The organism is Rhizobium laguerreae, from assembly GCF_019778565.1.
GTDB lineage: Bacteria > Pseudomonadota > Alphaproteobacteria > Rhizobiales > Rhizobiaceae > Rhizobium > Rhizobium laguerreae.
On sequence record NZ_JAAXQT010000002.1, the window covers coordinates 67,904 to 83,739 of the forward strand.

14 protein-coding genes are annotated in these 15,836 nt (G+C 61.4%); 8 read left to right on the top strand and 6 right to left on the bottom strand.

Features of this window, described 5'->3' with window-relative positions:
* From HFO71_RS07235 to HFO71_RS07255, 5 genes are all read left to right on the top strand, one after another.
* Complete coding sequence (locus HFO71_RS07235) at nucleotides 1–783, top strand: ATP-binding cassette domain-containing protein (protein WP_003556145.1); 783 nt, start codon at nucleotides 1–3, stop codon at nucleotides 781–783.
* A complete protein-coding gene (locus HFO71_RS07240) occupies nucleotides 780–1,412 on the top strand; it encodes a nucleoside triphosphate hydrolase (protein WP_163881620.1) in 633 nt (210 codons plus the stop codon). The genes HFO71_RS07235 and HFO71_RS07240 overlap by 4 nt, the downstream gene beginning before the upstream one ends.
* A gap of 72 nt (nucleotides 1,413–1,484) precedes the next feature.
* Nucleotides 1,485–2,531 (top strand): dihydroorotase, encoded by a 1,047-nt coding sequence (gene pyrC, locus HFO71_RS07245; RefSeq protein WP_221964092.1) that lies wholly within the window; start codon nucleotides 1,485–1,487, stop codon nucleotides 2,529–2,531.
* Nucleotides 2,532–2,711: 180 nt separating this feature from the next.
* Complete coding sequence (locus HFO71_RS07250; RefSeq protein ID WP_221956120.1) at nucleotides 2,712–3,890, top strand: GGDEF domain-containing protein; 1,179 nt, start codon at nucleotides 2,712–2,714, stop codon at nucleotides 3,888–3,890.
* Nucleotides 3,891–4,080: 190 nt separating this feature from the next.
* On the top strand, nucleotides 4,081–4,617 hold the full coding sequence (locus tag HFO71_RS07255; protein ID WP_017958804.1) for a glyoxalase superfamily protein: 537 nt from the start codon (nucleotides 4,081–4,083) through the stop codon (nucleotides 4,615–4,617).
* A 216-nt stretch (nucleotides 4,618–4,833) separates the two neighbouring features.
* Here the strand turns inward: HFO71_RS07255 and HFO71_RS07260 are convergent, their stop codons facing one another.
* The 3 genes from HFO71_RS07260 to HFO71_RS07270 form a co-directional block, all read right to left on the bottom strand.
* A complete protein-coding gene (locus HFO71_RS07260; protein ID WP_221956119.1) occupies nucleotides 4,834–5,388 on the bottom strand; it encodes a hypothetical protein in 555 nt (184 codons plus the stop codon).
* Nucleotides 5,389–5,987: 599 nt separating this feature from the next.
* Nucleotides 5,988–6,485: an anthrone oxygenase family protein gene (locus tag HFO71_RS07265; protein ID WP_221956118.1), complete on the bottom strand. Its 498-nt coding sequence runs from the start codon at nucleotides 6,483–6,485 to the stop codon at nucleotides 5,988–5,990.
* Entirely contained in the window at nucleotides 6,473–7,297 is an 825-nt protein-coding gene (locus HFO71_RS07270; RefSeq protein ID WP_221987750.1) for an NmrA family NAD(P)-binding protein, read from the bottom strand. The genes HFO71_RS07265 and HFO71_RS07270 overlap by 13 nt, the downstream gene beginning before the upstream one ends.
* A gap of 101 nt (nucleotides 7,298–7,398) precedes the next feature.
* Between HFO71_RS07270 and HFO71_RS07275 the strand changes: the two genes are divergently transcribed.
* The 3 genes from HFO71_RS07275 (at nucleotide 7,399) to HFO71_RS07285 (ending at nucleotide 9,805) form a co-directional block, all read left to right on the top strand.
* Entirely contained in the window at nucleotides 7,399–8,055 is a 657-nt protein-coding gene (locus HFO71_RS07275) for a TetR/AcrR family transcriptional regulator (protein ID WP_131661706.1), read from the top strand.
* Nucleotides 8,056–8,126: 71 nt separating this feature from the next.
* Nucleotides 8,127–8,816: an orotate phosphoribosyltransferase gene (locus HFO71_RS07280; RefSeq protein WP_077977445.1), complete on the top strand. Its 690-nt coding sequence runs from the start codon at nucleotides 8,127–8,129 to the stop codon at nucleotides 8,814–8,816.
* Nucleotides 8,817–8,878: 62 nt separating this feature from the next.
* The gene (locus tag HFO71_RS07285) at nucleotides 8,879–9,805 is read left to right on the top strand and encodes a carbohydrate kinase family protein (RefSeq protein ID WP_221956116.1); all 927 of its coding nucleotides are present in this window, start codon (nucleotides 8,879–8,881) and stop codon (nucleotides 9,803–9,805) included.
* 351 nt (nucleotides 9,806–10,156) lie between these two features.
* On the opposite strand, the gene otsA is transcribed toward HFO71_RS07285, so the two are convergent.
* From otsA to HFO71_RS07300, 3 genes are all read right to left on the bottom strand, one after another.
* Nucleotides 10,157–11,563: an alpha,alpha-trehalose-phosphate synthase (UDP-forming) gene (gene otsA, locus HFO71_RS07290; protein ID WP_168256977.1), complete on the bottom strand. Its 1,407-nt coding sequence runs from the start codon at nucleotides 11,561–11,563 to the stop codon at nucleotides 10,157–10,159.
* A gap of 550 nt (nucleotides 11,564–12,113) precedes the next feature.
* Nucleotides 12,114–13,739 carry a glucose-6-phosphate isomerase gene (gene pgi / locus HFO71_RS07295; protein WP_168256978.1) on the bottom strand — a complete coding sequence of 542 codons (1,626 nt, stop codon included), beginning with the start codon at nucleotides 13,737–13,739 and terminating at the stop codon, nucleotides 12,114–12,116.
* Nucleotides 13,740–13,924: 185 nt separating this feature from the next.
* Nucleotides 13,925–15,625, bottom strand: coding sequence for a long-chain fatty acid--CoA ligase (locus HFO71_RS07300; protein ID WP_168256979.1), 1,701 nt, complete (start codon nucleotides 15,623–15,625; stop codon nucleotides 13,925–13,927).
* Nucleotides 15,626–15,836 lie beyond the last annotated feature (211 nt).

Genomic DNA, 15,836 nt, shown 5'->3' on the forward strand with positions numbered 1-15,836 from the left:
ATGGCTCGCGAACCCCTTCTCACCGCCCGCGGTCTCGTCAAGCGTTATGGCCGCGTGACCGCGCTCGACAATGCCGATTTCGACCTCTATCCGGGTGAAATCCTCGCCGTCATCGGCGATAACGGCGCCGGCAAATCCTCGCTCATCAAGGCGATATCGGGCGCCGTCACCCCGGACGAGGGGGTGATCACACTGGAAGGCCGGCAGGTGCAGTTCCGCTCGCCGATGGAGGCGCGCGACGCTGGCATCGAGACCGTCTATCAGAATCTCGCCTTGTCGCCGGCGCTGTCGATCGCCGACAACATGTTCCTCGGCCGCGAGATCCGCAAACCGGGCGTGCTCGGTTCCATGTTCCGCATGCTCGACCGGCCAGCCATGGAAAAGCTGGCGCGCAACAAGCTGTCCGAACTCGGCCTGATGACCATCCAGAACATCAACCAGGCGGTGGAAACGCTCTCAGGCGGTCAGCGCCAGGGTGTCGCGGTCGCCCGCGCCGCCGCCTTCGGCTCGAAGGTTATCATCATGGACGAACCGACGGCAGCGCTTGGCGTCAAGGAAAGCCGCCGCGTGCTGGAACTGATTCTCGACGTGCGCGCCCGCGGCCTGCCGATCGTGCTGATCTCGCACAACATGCCGCATGTCTTCGAGGTGGCCGACCGGATCCATATCCACCGCCTCGGCCGGCGGCTGACGGTGATCGATCCGAAGGAATACACCATGTCCGACGCCGTCGCCTTCATGACCGGCGCCAAGGCGGTGCCGACGGAGCCCGTCGCCGCATGAATGCACGTATCGATGAAATCGCCGGCGAGGTGCTTGACCGCGCCGGCCATTCCAGACGTTTCCTGGTCGCCATCGCCGGACCGCCGGGCGCCGGAAAATCGACCATGGCCGACAATCTGGCGGAAGCGCTGAAGGCCAGGGGCGAAAGTGCCGAAGTTCTGCCGATGGATGGTTTCCACATGGACAACGCCATCCTGATCGAACGCGGCCTGCTGGCGCGCAAGGGGATCCCCGAGACTTTCGATGTTCGCGGTTTCCTCGATATCATCCGCGCCGTCCGGCTGGCCGATCAGGAGGTTCTGGTGCCGGTCTTCGACCGCTCGCGTGAACTCGCCATTGCGTCGGCCCGCCCTGTTTCCCCCGATCACCGCTTCATCATCGTCGAGGGCAATTATCTGCTTTTTTCGCTCGGCAAATGGGCCGAACTCGAAGGCGTCTTCGACTTTTCGATCATGCTGGCGCCGCCGATCGAGGTGCTGGAGGAGCGGCTCTGGGCCCGCTGGCGCGGTTATAACCTGACCGAGGAGGCCGCCAGCGCCAAGGTCTACGGCAATGACCTGCCGAACGGCCGGCTGATCCTCGAAAACCGCCGCCCGGCCGATGTGACGCTGGAGATCGCGCTGGCGTGATGCCGCGGCGATTGTTTTCATGTAAAAGATAGTGCTATCGAGGCCGCAGACGCATCGCTTCGGAGGCCTGCCATGCAATCGATCACCATCCGCCGTCCTGATGACTGGCACCTGCATCTGCGCGACGGCGCCATGCTGGAGGGCGTGATCGCCGATACGAGCCGCACTTTCGCCCGCGCCATCATCATGCCCAATCTCGTGCCGCCGGTCGTCACGTCAGCCGACGCCAAGGCCTATCGTGAGCGTATCCTCAAGGCCTTGCCGGACGGCCATCGTTTCCAGCCGCTGATGACGCTTTATCTCACCGAACATACCCGCCCCGATGACGTGGAGGAGGGGAAGAACAGCGGCCTCATCACCGCCGTCAAGCTTTATCCCGCCGGCGCCACGACCAATTCGCATGGCGGCGTCCGCGACATGGAGAAGGCGATGCCGGTGCTGGAGCGCATGGCAAAGATCGGCCTGCCGCTCTGCGTCCATGGCGAGGTGACGACGCCTGACGTCGATATCTTCGACCGCGAGGCCGTCTTCATCGAGACCGTGCTCGACCCGCTGCGGCAGCGCCTGCCGGAGCTGAAGGTGACAATGGAGCATGTGACGACATCAGATGGTGTCGATTACATCAAGGCGGCCAAGGGCAATCTCGCCGGCTCGATCACCACCCACCATCTGATCATCAACCGCAACGCCATCCTCGTCGGCGGCATCCGCCCGCATTATTATTGCCTGCCGGTCGCCAAGCGCGAAAACCACCGGCTGGCCTTGCGTGCCGCGGCCGTCAGCGGCGACCCGCGCTTCTTCCTCGGTACGGATTCGGCCCCGCATGTCGACCCGCTGAAGGAATGCGCCTGCGGCTGCGCCGGCATCTACACCTCGGTCAATACGATGAGCTGCCTTGCCCATGTCTTCGAGGAGGAGGGCGCCCTAGAGCGGCTCGAAGCCTTCGTGTCGCTGAACGGGCCAGCCTGGTACGGGCTTCAGCCGAACGAGGAGCGCATCACCCTATCACGGCAGGCCGACCCGATCATCTTTCCCGCCAAGATAGAAACCGGCGCCGGGCCGGTGACGGTGTTCGATCCGATGTTTCCCCTGCACTGGCAGGTGGTCCAGCAGGCGTAAGCTTCCGGATTTCAATTTTAAATAGATTTTTTATCCTAAATCCCGGCGTAACGTTAAACGCGTAACATTTGTATTGTGCAGTGCATCATTTGTTAACGGATGCATAAGACATTCCTCAGCACCGACCCCATGAGCTGCCGACATCATCCGGCGCGGCTGCAGTCGCGGAGGCTGAAAAGCATGATGCTTGACTATAACTCCCTCTTGCTGGCGCTCGGCGTTTCGGCGGCCTGCCTTGCGGTGACGCTGATGGGCAGCTGGCTTGTCCGCCGGGCGGAAACCGTGCTGTTGACAGCCACCGTCGGCCTGGTCCTCGTCGTCAGCGGCATTTTCGTCTACAGCGCCTATGTGACGACACCGGAGAAATGGTTGGGCGTCGCCAATTTCGTGCTGTTCCATGCCGGTTTTGCCACCATCTGGGGCGCAGGCAAACAATTCCTCACCGGCCGGGTGTCTCTCCTCGCCATCGCGATCCGCGCGCTTGCGGCGATGGTCTTCTCCGTCGTGCCGATGCTGTCGGGCTATGACGGCCTGGCTTTCATCGCCGACAACCTCGCCATCGCCCTTTTGCTTTTTGCCACCGCCCGGCAATATTGGCTCGCCCGTGCCGAAGCACCGGCGCCGCTCCTCGGCATCACAGCGCTTTATACGTTGACGGCGATCTCCTTCGTTCTCTGCGCCGCCGTGCTGATATCAGACGGCAAGCTCGTGATCGGCAAAGCCCCCAGCAACTGGGCCGAAGATCTGAGTCTTGCCGTCTGCATCGCCGGCATGACCGGGATCGGTGCGCTGTCGCTGGCGCTGCATCAATGGCGGCTTGCCGCCCGCCATCGTCTCGATGCGATCACCGATCCGCTGACCGGCCTGCTCAACCGCCGCGCCCTCTTCGACCAATATGGCGCCCGTCCGATGGGCACGACCACCGCCGTTATCGTCTTCGATATTGACCATTTCAAATCCGTCAACGACCGCTTCGGCCATGCCGCCGGCGACCGCGTGCTCAATATCTTCGCCGGCGAACTTTCGGCCCATTGCCGTAGCGGCGACACCGCTGCCCGGCTCGGCGGCGAGGAATTCGTACTGGTGCTGAAGGAGATCATGCCTGGCCGGGCAGAACTGACGGCCGAGCGCATCCGCCGGGCGTTCGAGGCGCGCGAGATCCATATCGACGACGAGGTGCTGACATGCACGGTCAGCGTCGGCGTCGCCCCCGGCCGGTCGAAGAGCTTGGATTTCGACACCATGCTGAGTGCCGCCGACAAGGCGCTCTACGTCGCCAAGCGCGCCGGCCGCAACCGGGTCGAACTTGCCAGCTATCTCAAGGCGGTTCCCGTCGAGGCAACGCGCACGGCGTCTTGATTCCTGATAAAACCCTCTCATAATATCGCCCTGGGCCGGATGCGGCCAGCCGCCCCGCGACGCTTAGCGTTATGGTGAATGCATCCAGACAACATCCTTCACATCCCTTGCCGTTTGGCGATCGATGGCGAACGGGTCAGCAGACGCGGGCACTGATCTTCCTGTTTGCCGCCAACGGAAGGATGACATCATGCGCGATTTTCGCGACGCCAAGCTCATGGCAAAGACATTGCGGCAGGCGCTTGCCGACCGCGATATTTCGCTGACCCACAGCGAGACGCTCGAAATCGTCGCCCGGCAGTTCGGGCTCGACCAATGGAATATCCTCTCGGCAAAGATAGAGGAGGCAGGCACCTCCCGCTCCGCGATCGGCATCGAACCGCCGATGCCGATCTTCCGCATCTTCTCGGTCGAAAAGGCCATGGAGTTCTATTGCGGCTTCCTCGGCTTCCATCTCGATTGGGAGCACCGCTTCGGTGAAAACTTCCCGCTCTATTGCCAGGTCTCGCGCGACGGCATGGCGCTGCACCTCAGCGAACATTCCGGCGACGCCAGCCCCGGCGCCAAGGCCTTCGTCCGCGTCGCCAACGTGCGGGCCTATCACGCCGAACTCTCAGGCAAGGACTACCGCTACATGAAACCCGGCGTCGAGGAAGCGCCGTGGGGGCTGGAGATGACCGTCACCGACCCCTTCAGCAACCGCATCGCCTTTTGCGAACAGACGTAGTCAGCGCAGCTTGGCTTATGGGTGACAAAGCCGGAGGCAGTTCGAAAGTTGGAAGCCGCGACCGTGTGCAGACCTGCCGCTAAAGAGCTTCAGTGCCTGGGCGACCAACAAGACCGCCGTTGCACTCTGAGGCGTCCGCGCACGGCGTCTTGATCCCGGACTGTCGTCTCGTCGTACACCCCACGGTCGGAGAGGTGTTGCGGCAGTGACGTTTGTTCAATCTATCCGGCGCAGACTTTCCACAAAGACACCTCGACTGGTGCCTCTGCCCGAAACGGCGATCCGGTGTAGCGGCCCAAGTTCTCTCCTGATGTCATCAGGGACACGGCAAATTTCGTCGAATAACATCGGAACCCCTTCGACCTGAACCGGTGTCCGACATTTTGAGTCGCCCCATTCATGTGCGTCGACGACGGTGAAGGAAAGCTCTACCTGATGGCCAGCGATCACGGCGAATAGCATCGGCACAGCGATGACGACGAGATGCTTTCCGAGGAAATAACCAGCAACCGGAGCGCCTAGCAGGCCGAAACCTTTCTTTACGCCGTCGTGCCTGCTCCTCAAAATAAGCCAGAACGGCAATGCCGCAGAGACCACGCCGACGGCGAGAGCAGGAAGGGCGGTCTTGGAAATCCACTCGTTTGACGGCAGAAAGTTAAAGCCGGATCTCTGGACGAAAATGGCAACTACAGTCGGCAAAAACAACATTGCCAGAAGGATCCCGCCCGGTTTGCCGAGCGGCCATTCGACATTCTCTTCCTTCGACCCCATGGACAACATACCGCTCTTTGCATGGAAACCTATCAATCACTCTGTGACACATTTCGGCTGGCAGCTTCAAGCGGGGTACGGTCAGGGCAGCAAAAACCATTTTGGCTGCGTCTAAGAGGTCGCGGAGTTCTTTTTACGACAAACTAAGGATCACGCTCCCTTGGATGTCGGCGCTTGCATCTCCGTCCTTGGAACTTACAGTCACACCATCGATGTTGTTTCAATGGAAATGAGTCCTGGTCGGTAGGATGGGGAACCAGATGAAATATGTTTCGGTGCTGATTTTAGCGCTTCTGTCGATTGTCTTCGGATGGTTATTCTATGAAAGGTACTGGAAGTTCCGAGATTGCATATCGCAAGCCTTATCCAGCTGCCTCACTCCCGACGGTGACAACCTGACGCAAGGCGGTTCTCTGTGGGCTGGTTTGGCAGGCTTGTTCTTGCTGCTCGCGGTGATCTCAGCCTGGCGCGCTTTCCGGAGCCGGTGACCGAACCGGGAGCGAAGCTGCGCCCTCCAATTTGCCTCATCCAAGGCGCGATCCGCAGGATCGCCTCGAAGGACACGCCGCCACGCTGCTCCTTGAATGCCTCCGCCTTCCTCAGACGATCATCAACGCCCGCACTAAGGCCACCGAGGCAAGCAGCGAGGCGATGGTCCGCACATGGTTCCACCACGTCCAGTTCCTGAGATAGGTGGTCCAGAGCTGAACCGCTTCCGTCCCGTTGCCGCCGGCCTTTGCCAGCGCATCGTTCATTGGCACGTTGAAGATGATGGTCGAGAGAAAGGCGGCGAAGATGTAGAGGGCTGCTCCGGCCAGCATCAGAAAGGATGCCCCGCCGCGCCAGTCGATCAGGGCGAGCACGGCTATGACGATGCAGAGGATTGCCGTCGGCACGAAGAGGCCCATGAAGGGCGAGCGGACGATCGTCACGTTGATCGAGTTCATCGCCGCGATGCCTTGTTCCGCCGGAATCCGCGAGAAGGCGGTCATGATGAAGGTCGAGAAGGCGAAGAAGATGCCGGCGACGAGGCCGCTGCCGATCGCTGCCGCCACGAGGGAGAGGATGAGAATGATCTGCATGGTCAGGCGCTCCATAGTCCGGTTGCCGCGGTCCGGCGGGCATATTGGCTGAAATCGGTGGCGGGACGGCCGAGAATTTCGGCGACGCCGCCCGTCACGTTGGAATTGCGCCCATCGAGTACCTGTCCGAAAAGCTCCTCCAGAAGATCGATCAGGCCCTGCGGCAGGCCGGCATCCGCAAGCCCGCCGGTGAAATCCGCCATCGACACCTGCTCGTATTCGATCGGCCGCCCGGTGGCCTGAGCGATCTCGGCGACCGCCTGGCGGAATGTCAGTGCCCGCGGGCCGGTCAGTTCGTAAGTCCTGTTGCGATGGCCGGGATCGATCAAGGCGGCGACGGCGGCATCGGCAATGTCGTCGGCATCGATGAAAGGTTCGCTGATCTCGCCCGCCGGCAATTGCAGGCGGCCGCTCAGGATCTGCTCCAGGAAGGCGCCCTCGCTGAAATTCTGGCAGAACCAGGAGGCGCGCAGGATGGTGGTGTTTATGCCGGACGCTTTCAGCGCCGCTTCGCTCCGCTGCGCGCCCTCTTCGCCGCGGCCCGAGAGCAGCACGATATGCTCAAGACCGCATTCCCCAGCGACCTTGGCGAGCGCTTCGATCGCTTCCGCCGCCCAGGCGACGGCAAGATCCGGCTGGAAGGCGACATAGGCGCTCGATGCGCCCTCAAGCGCACCGCGCCAGGTCGACCTGTCCTCCCAGTCGAACGGCCGTGCGCTGGAGCGCGATGCGGCGCGGACGGTGAGGCCGCACTCTTCAAGGCGTTTGATGATGCGGCCGCCGGTCTTTCCCGATCCACCGACGAGGACGATTTCGGAAGTCTGCATGTCAAAACTCCTCCCAAACTTTGAAAACAAGAGAAACTCTCTCATTTGCAAAATGAGATAATGTCTCTTATTTTGTTTGTCAACGTGGAAAAGGAGAAAGCATGTCGGAACAGCCGGTCGCGACGCGCAGGCGTCAGCAGGAGTCCACCGGCCAGCTGCGCCGCATCCCCAGCCAGCAGCGCGGCCGCGAGCGCTTCGAAAAGATCCTCGCCGTTGCCTCGCAGTTGATCGAGAGCCATGGCAGCGACGGCCTGAAGATGAGCGAGATTGTCGAGAAAGCCGGTCTCTCCTTCGGCGCCCTCTACCAATATTTCCCGGACAAGACCTCAATCATCCGCACATTGGCTGAGCGCTTCAACGAAGAGGGCAGGCGGTGCGTCGAAGAGGAACTGGCGAAGGTGACCGACGCTGCGGCCCTGCAGGGCGCACTCGCCAATATCGTCGACGAATATTACGCCTTCTTCCGCCGCGAGCCCGTCATGCGCGACATCTGGCATGCGACGCATACCGACAAGCTGCTGCAACAGGTCGATGCCGAGGACATGGAATTCCATGCCCAGGCATTTCTCGCGGTCCTTATCCGCCTATGGCCGGATCGCGACCGGAAGGAACTGCTCGCGATCGCGCGGCTGACGATGCAGCTGCTTGCTGCCGCCGTGCGTTATGCCGTGTCGCTGGATGCGGAGGAGGGCGCTCAGGCAGTCGCTCTGTTCAAGAAGATGCAGATCGTTGATATCGGCCGCCTGCTGCAGCAATAGCCCGCCTTTCGTCTGGAAACGGCGGGCTCTTGCTGCTATTCCCGCAGGGATCCAAGCCGAAGGAGAGCCGCATGATCCAGACCACATTTCCCGACCGCGACGTGATGGCCGAATTGCTGGCCAAGATGCTTTGGGAGATCAAGGCGGTGCATTTCAATGCCGCCCAGCCCTATAAACTCTCTTCCGGCATGGCGAGCCCTGTTTATATCGATTGCCGCAAGCTGCTCTCCTTCCCGCGCATCCGTTCGACGGTGATGGATTTCGCCGCCAGCACCCTGCTGCGCGATGCCGGCTTCGAGCAGTTCGATTGCATCGCCGGCGGCGAGACTGCCGGCATTCCCTTCGCCGCCCTGCTGGCCGACCGCCTCGGCCTGCCGATGGTCTATGTCCGCAAGCAGCCGAAGGGCCACGGACGCAATGCCCAGATCGAAGGCAACATGCCGGAAGGGTCGAGGGTGCTGGTCATCGAAGACCTGACGACAGCAGGCGGCAGCATGTTTAAGTTCATCGATGCCATCCGTGCCGCCGGCGGCATCGTCGATCACGGCATAGCGCTTTTCTTCTACGGCATATTTGGCGAGGAGCGCTTTGCCGATGGCAAGGTCAGGCTGCATCACATCGCCACCTGGCGTAATGTTCTGGCCGTCGCCAGGGAGCAGAAGCTCTTCGACGACACGACGCTGTCGGAAGTCGAGGCCTTCCTCGATGCGCCGCTGGCCTGGTCGGGAAGAAATGGTGGGGTTAGTGAGCTTTCGCTCTAGCCGGTTGACAAAAGCTCGCTTAATCAGTTGATGAACGTGCAAGTCCTGTTGGGAGGAATACGATGATTTTGTGCTGCGGCGAAGCCTTGATCGACATGCTGCCGAGGGAGACGACCTTCGGCGAAAAGGGCTTTGCGCCCTATGCCGGCGGCGCGATCTTCAACACCGCGATCGCGCTCGGCCGGCTCGGCATCCCCACCGCCTTTTTCACCGGCATTGCCGATGACATGATGGGCGAAATCCTGTTGGAGACGCTGAAGGCGAGCAATGTCGATTACAGCCCGTGCGCCATCACGCCGCGTCCCTCGACCATCGCCTTCGTCAAGCTGGTGAACGGCCAGGCGACCTATGCCTTCTACGACGAGGGCACCGCCGGCCGGATGATCACCACGGCCGACCTGCCGGATCTCGGCGATGATTGCGAAGCGCTGCATTTCGGCGCGATCAGCCTGATCCCCAGCCCCTGCGGCGAAACCTACGAAGCGCTGCTCGACCGGGAAGCTGCAAGCCGCGTCATCTCGCTCGATCCGAATATCCGTCCCGGTTTCATCAAGGACAAGCCGTCGCATATGGCCCGCATCAAGCGGATGGCCGCGAAAGCCGACGTCGTCAAATTCTCCGACGAGGATCTCGAATGGTTCGGCCTGCAGGGCGACCATGATGCGCTCGCCGCCCATTGGCTGAACCACGGTGCCAAGCTCGTCGTCATCACCAAGGGCGCGGAAGGCGCCTCCGGTTATACCAGGGATCGCAAGGTAACGGTGCCGAGCGAGCGCGTCACCGTCGTCGACACGGTCGGTGCCGGCGATACCTTCGATGCCGGCATCCTGGCGTCGCTGAAGATGGATAATCTGCTGACCAAGCGCCAAGTCGCTTCGCTGGATGAGCAGGCGCTGCGCAACGCCCTGACCCTCGGCGCCAAAGCCGCCGCCGTCACCGTCTCCCGCGCCGGCGCCAACCCACCCTGGGCGCGCGAGATTGGGCTTTAAGGCTTAAGCCGCAACCTCTCGATTTCCCCTTCTCCCCAGCGGGGAGAAGGTGCCCGTAGGGCGGATGAGGGGGCCGGCGAAGCCGGTCTTAACAACGCTCCTGCGGGGTTCGGCCGCGCTGGAAACGTCCGACCGTGTTCAGGGCGTTGGGACATGGCATTTCGGGATGGGTTTTGGATGAGGGATTGTGCCGTGCGGCCCCCTCATCCGCCTGCCGGCACCTTCTCCCCGAGGGGAGAAGAGATACGCGGCAACGTCTCGATTCCCTCTTCTCTCCTCGGGAATCCGAAAGTCGGGTCGGCCCGAGGGGTCAGATGCGCGAGGCCGGGTCGATGCCGATCGATCAGGAGACTATCCGGGGTCACGCTCCGAGCGAAGCTCGGGAGCAGGCACCAGATCCCGCAAGAAGTTTTTGCACCAAAGTGAGACGTCGTGAGACAGCAGATGCTCCATCATCATGCTCCAGCGGTCGCGGCGCTCCCCCAGCGACATGGCAAGGCCCTTGGCGATGGCATTGGCAGTGCCTTCGACATCGTAAGGATTGACCAGCAGCGCACCCTTCAACTCGCGAGCCGCGCCGGCGAAGCGCGATAGCACCAATACGCCCGGGCGATCGGGATCCTGGGCGGCGACATATTCCTTGGCGACGAGATTCATGCCGTCGCGCAATGGCGTGACCAACCCGATCGTCGCCAGCCGGTAGAGGCCGGCAAGCACGTTGCGGCTGATCGATCGGTTGACATAGCGGATCGGCACCCAGTCGACCGTTCCGATGGCGCCGTTGACGCGGCCTGCCTGTTCGGCGACCATCTTCTGCATATGCTCGTATTCGGGAACTTCCGATCGCGATTTCGGCGTGACCTGCAGATAGGTGACCTTGTTCTGGTAGGCAGGATTGCTGGTGAGGAAGGTTTCGAACGCTTCCAGCCGTTGAATGATGCCCTTCGAATAATCGAGGCGGTCGACCCCGATGATCATGTCCCGGCCTTCAACGCTGCGCCGGGTCTTCTGTACCATGATGTTGTTTGCGGCTCTCTCGGCGAACTCGGCGAAACCAGCAGTTTCGATCCCGATCGGATAGGCGCCGGCCTTGAATATCCGCCCATGGGAATCGAACAATCCATTTCCGAGGTCGTCGCCAATTCCCTCCCTTCTGAGATAGCCGGCAAAGTTCTGGAGGTCGTAATCGGTCTGGAAGCCGACGAGATCGTAATGCGAGAGGCCGCGCATGATTTCCTCATGGACGGGCATCGTGACCAGAATGTCGGCCGGCGGCCAGGGAATGTGCAGGAAGAAGCCGATCCGGTTCTTCAGCCCCATTTGGCGGAGTTCGGCCGCCAGCGGAATGAGGTGGTAATCATGAACCCAGATGATGTCGTCCGGCTCGATCATCGGCGCCAACCTGTGTGCGAAGAAGCGGTTGACGCGGAAATAGCCGGCCATTTCCTTACGGCCATATTCGGCGAGGTCCAGGCGATAATGGCAGATGGGCCAGAGAACGCGGTTTGCGAAGCCGCGATAATACTCCTCGACGTCGGTGTCGGTGAGATCGGTCAGCGCATAGGTGATGTTGCCCTTCTGCAGTTGCGACAACGGGCCAGGTTCCCTGTCCCCGCTCGATTCTCCCGACCATCCCATCCAGATGCCGCCACGTTCCTGCAGGGCTGCCTGCAGCGCGACGGCCAGGCCGCCGGCAGCGGCGCTCCCATCTTTGGCCGGCATGGGAACACGATTGGAAACGACAACAAGACGGCTCATGAGCTTCCTTTGGTGAAGATGGGCCATGAAAACGCTGTGTGACGAGCGTTTTGAGGCATCTCCCGAACTTGGGCAGGGACCCCATGCGGTGAAGGCGCCGACATCGACAGAGCCGACCCGGACGCGAGCGGCCCGGTGCAGATGCCAACAAGAACAACGATCGGAGCATTTTCCGCACAGATTTTGCTTGAATCTAGGGCGATTGCGGCGGATTGAAAGAATTATTTCTAAAGTTTTCCATTAGAAGAACGTTCAATCCGGTTTCGCACCATAGGCCCCATCAACAGGGATGCACCAGGCCGACCGCCATCAGTTCGCCATTGCGGCGGCAATGTCGATGTTGTCGCCAATCCGCCCTGGCGCGTGAGATTGGTTTGTAAGGTGGAGCCAGCGTCAGCCCCTCATCCGCCTGCCGGCACCTTCTCCCCGTCCTGACGGGGAGGAGGGAATATGCCGTGACCTCTCCGTTCCTCACTCGCCTTTCGCAGGGCACGTCCCCTCTCCCCGTCAGAACGGGGAGAGGGCTAGGGTGAGGGGCAATCTCGATCGCTTACTTCGCAAGCTTCGCCAACGCCGCAACCAGGCCCTGCGTCGAGGAGTCGTGCGATGCCGCACTTTCCTTGCCTTCGACGACCGGCAGCAGGCCCGTCGCCAGTTCCTTGCCGAGCTCGACTCCCCACTGGTCGAAGGAGTTGATACGGAAGAGCACGCCTTCGACGAAGACGCGATGTTCGTAAAGCGCGATCAGGCGGCCGAGCGCATAAGGCGTCAGCTTGTCGTAGACGAAGGTGATCGATGGGCGGTTGCCGGTAAAGACGCGGTGCGGCGCGATGAAATCGGCCTTTTTGTCGTCCATGCCCTTGTCGGTCAGCTGCTTCTTGGCTTCTGCGAAGGTGCGCCCCTTCATCAGCGCTTCCGACTGGGCGAGAACGTTCGAGATCAGCAACTGGTGCTGGTGCCGCAGTTTCGGCTCGAAGGCGTTGGCGGCGATCATGAATTCGGCCGGGATGATGCTCGTGCCCTGATGGATGAGCTGGTAGAAGGCGTGCTGGCCGTTGGTGCCGGGTTCGCCCCAGACGACCGGGCCGGAATTGCCTTCGACCGGCGTGCCGTCGATGGTGACGCCCTTGCCGTTCGATTCCATGTCGAGCTGCTGCAGATAGGCCGGGAAACGCGACAGGCGCTGGTCGTAGGGCAGGATGGCGCGGGTGGGGTAGCCGAGCACGTTGCGATGGTAGAAGCCGATCAGGCCGAGCAGCATCGGCAGGTTTTCGGTAATCGGTGCCTTACGGAAATGATTGTCGACGGCATGGGCGCCGTCGAGGAATCTGCCGAAATTCTCAGGCCCGACGGCGATCATCAGCGGCAGGCCGATCGCCGACCAGATCGAGTAACGGCCGCCGACCCAGTCCCAGAAGCCGAAGACGCGGGCGCTGTCGATGCCGAAGGCGGCGACCTTGTCGAGCGCCGTCGAGACGGCGGCGAAGTGGTGCTGTACGGCGGCTTCGCCGAGCGCCTTGGCGATGAAGTTGCGCGCCGTCTGCGCATTGGTCATCGTCTCGACGGTGGTGAAGGTCTTCGAGGCAACGATGAACAGCGTCGTTTCCGGCTGTACCAGCTTCAGGATGTCGGCGATATGGGCGCCGTCGATGTTGGAGACGAAATGCGCGCGCGGACCGTCATGGAAGGGGGCAAGCGCCAGCGTTGCCATGACAGGGCCAAGGTCCGAGCCGCCGATGCCGATATTGATGACATCAGTGATCGCCTTGCCGGTCGCACCCTTGAGCGTGCCGGAGCGGACGTCGTCGGCAAACTTGCCCATGGCGGCAAGCACTGCATTGACGTCGGGCATGACGTCCTTGCCGTCGACCAGAACCGGCGTGTTGGAACGGTTGCGCAATGCGGTGTGCAGAACGGCGCGATCCTCGGTGAAGTTGATCGCCTTGCCGGAGAACATTTCCTCGCGCTTCTTTTCGACACCGCCTTCTTCGGCGAGCTTCACCAAGAGCTTGAGGATGTCGTCATTCACCGCGGTCTTGGAAAAATCCATCAGCAGGTCGTCAAGCGCGACGGAAAAGCGCGAAAAGCGCTGCGAATCGGCGGCGAAGGCGGCACGGATATCGGTTGCCTTGGTGGCATCAGCGGTGCTTTTCAGCTGTTCGACGATGGCGTTCATGGGAGGCTCCTTTGGAGGCGGAAAGGTTGCGGAAACTATTCGCTTTCTCACCCGCAAATCAAGTTCAGCCACCTGCCGAAATAGAAAAAAGCCACCCGCGGCAAGCGGATGGCTGTCAATTTCATGACAGCGCCGCGCGTCCGAAAGACGTGCAAAGGACGCTGTAACACTTTGAATTTGTCAATTCAGCCGCGCAGGTCCTTGCGCAGGATCTTGCCGACCGGCGACTTCGGCAGCTCGGTGCGGAATTCGATGAAGCGCGGGCGTTTGTAGTTGGTGAGGTTGGCGATGCAATGGGCTTTCACTTCGGCTTCCGTCAGGTTCGGATCCTTCCTGACCACGAAGAGCTTCACCGCCTCACCCGAATGTCCGTCCGGCACGCCGATGGCCGCGGCTTCGAGGATGCCGGCATGCATGGCGGCGACTTCCTCGATCTCGTTCGGATAGACGTTGAAGCCGGAGACCAGGATCATGTCCTTCTTGCGGTCGACGATCTTGGTATAGCCGCGATCGTCCATGAAACCCATGTCGCCCGTGCGGAAGTAGCCGTCGTCGGTCATCGCCCGCGCCGTCTCTTCCGGCTTCTGCCAATAGCCGGCCATCACCTGCGGCCCGCGGATGCAGATCTCGCCGACGTCGCCGAGCGGCAGCGAATTGCCTGCCTCGTCGCGGATGTCGAGGTCGGTGGAGGGAAGCGGCAGACCGATCGTGCCGGTGAACTCAGGCGAATCGAAGCGGTTGGCAGTGGCAACAGGCGATGTCTCGGAAAGGCCGTAGCCTTCCGTCACTGCCGTGCCCGTCATCTTCAGCCAGCGTTCGGCGACCGGGCGCTGGACGGCCATGCCGCCACCCAGCGACATGATCAGCGAGGAGAAGTCGAGCTTGGCAAAATCGGCATTGTTCATCAGCGCATTGAACAGCGTGTTGAGGCCGGGGAAGATATGCACCTTCGATTTTTCGAATTCCTTGACGAGACCGGGAATGTCGCGCGGATTGGCGATCAGGATATTGTGGGCGCCAAGCGACATGCCCATCAGCGAATTCACCGTCAGCGCGAAGATGTGGTAGAGCGGCAGGGCGCAGAGGAAATTCAGCACCTCCGGCTCTTTCTTGCGCTCGAAGGCCGATCGAAGCCAGAGCGATAGCTGCGCCTTGTTGGCAAGCAGGTTTTCATGCGTCAGCACCGCGCCCTTGGCAACACCCGTCGTGCCGCCGGTATATTGCAGGAAGGCGATATCGCTGCCCGTCAGCGTGACCGGCTGGAGCTTTTTTCCCGCACCTTCACGCAGCACCTGGCCGAAGCTCCTGTGCTGAGGGATCGACCAGGAGGGAACGAGCTTCTTCACCTTGCGCACGACGAAATTGACGATCAGCCCCTTCGGCCCCAGCATTTCCCCGAGCGAGGTGACGACGACATGGCGAAGGTCGGTCTTGTTGAGAACCTGCTCCACGGTGCGGGCGAAATTCTCCAGCACGAAGATCGCCTTGGCGCCGGAATCCCGCAACTGGTGTTCGAGCTCGCGCGGCGTATAGAGCGGGTTGACGTTCACGACGACGAGGCCGGCGCGCAGTATGGCATAGGTCGCGATCGGGTTCTGCAGCACGTTCGGCATCATCACGGCGACGCGGTCGCCCTTCTGAAGGCCGGTGCTTTGCAGCCAGGCGGCGAGTTTGCGCGTCTGGCTCTCCAGTTCGCGGTAGCGCATCGCCTTGCCCATGCTGGAAAAGGCGTTCCGGTCGGCGTAACGGGCGCAGGATTTTTCGAGCAGTTCTGTAAGCGAGGCATATTCCAGCGGCGGAATCTCTGCCGGAACGATATCGGGATAGGAGGCAAGCCAGGGCTTGCCGGGCTTGGCTCCGTTCGGATGGACGGAAATGCTGTTCATCGTTTTCCTCTCTCCCTTGCGGCCGCCGCGCCGGCCGCGCCGGTGATCGGCTGGCCCACAATTGACTGGAAGAGTCCTCCATCTTCCAGTCCAGCAGCTTATGCCATTGCCTGAACGGTTCAAGCCGAATGAAGCTATACTGACCTTGACGTAAACGTCAACATCCGCCCGTTGCGAGATCGTGGAAGGATGGGAACTTTGAGTCCGCCAT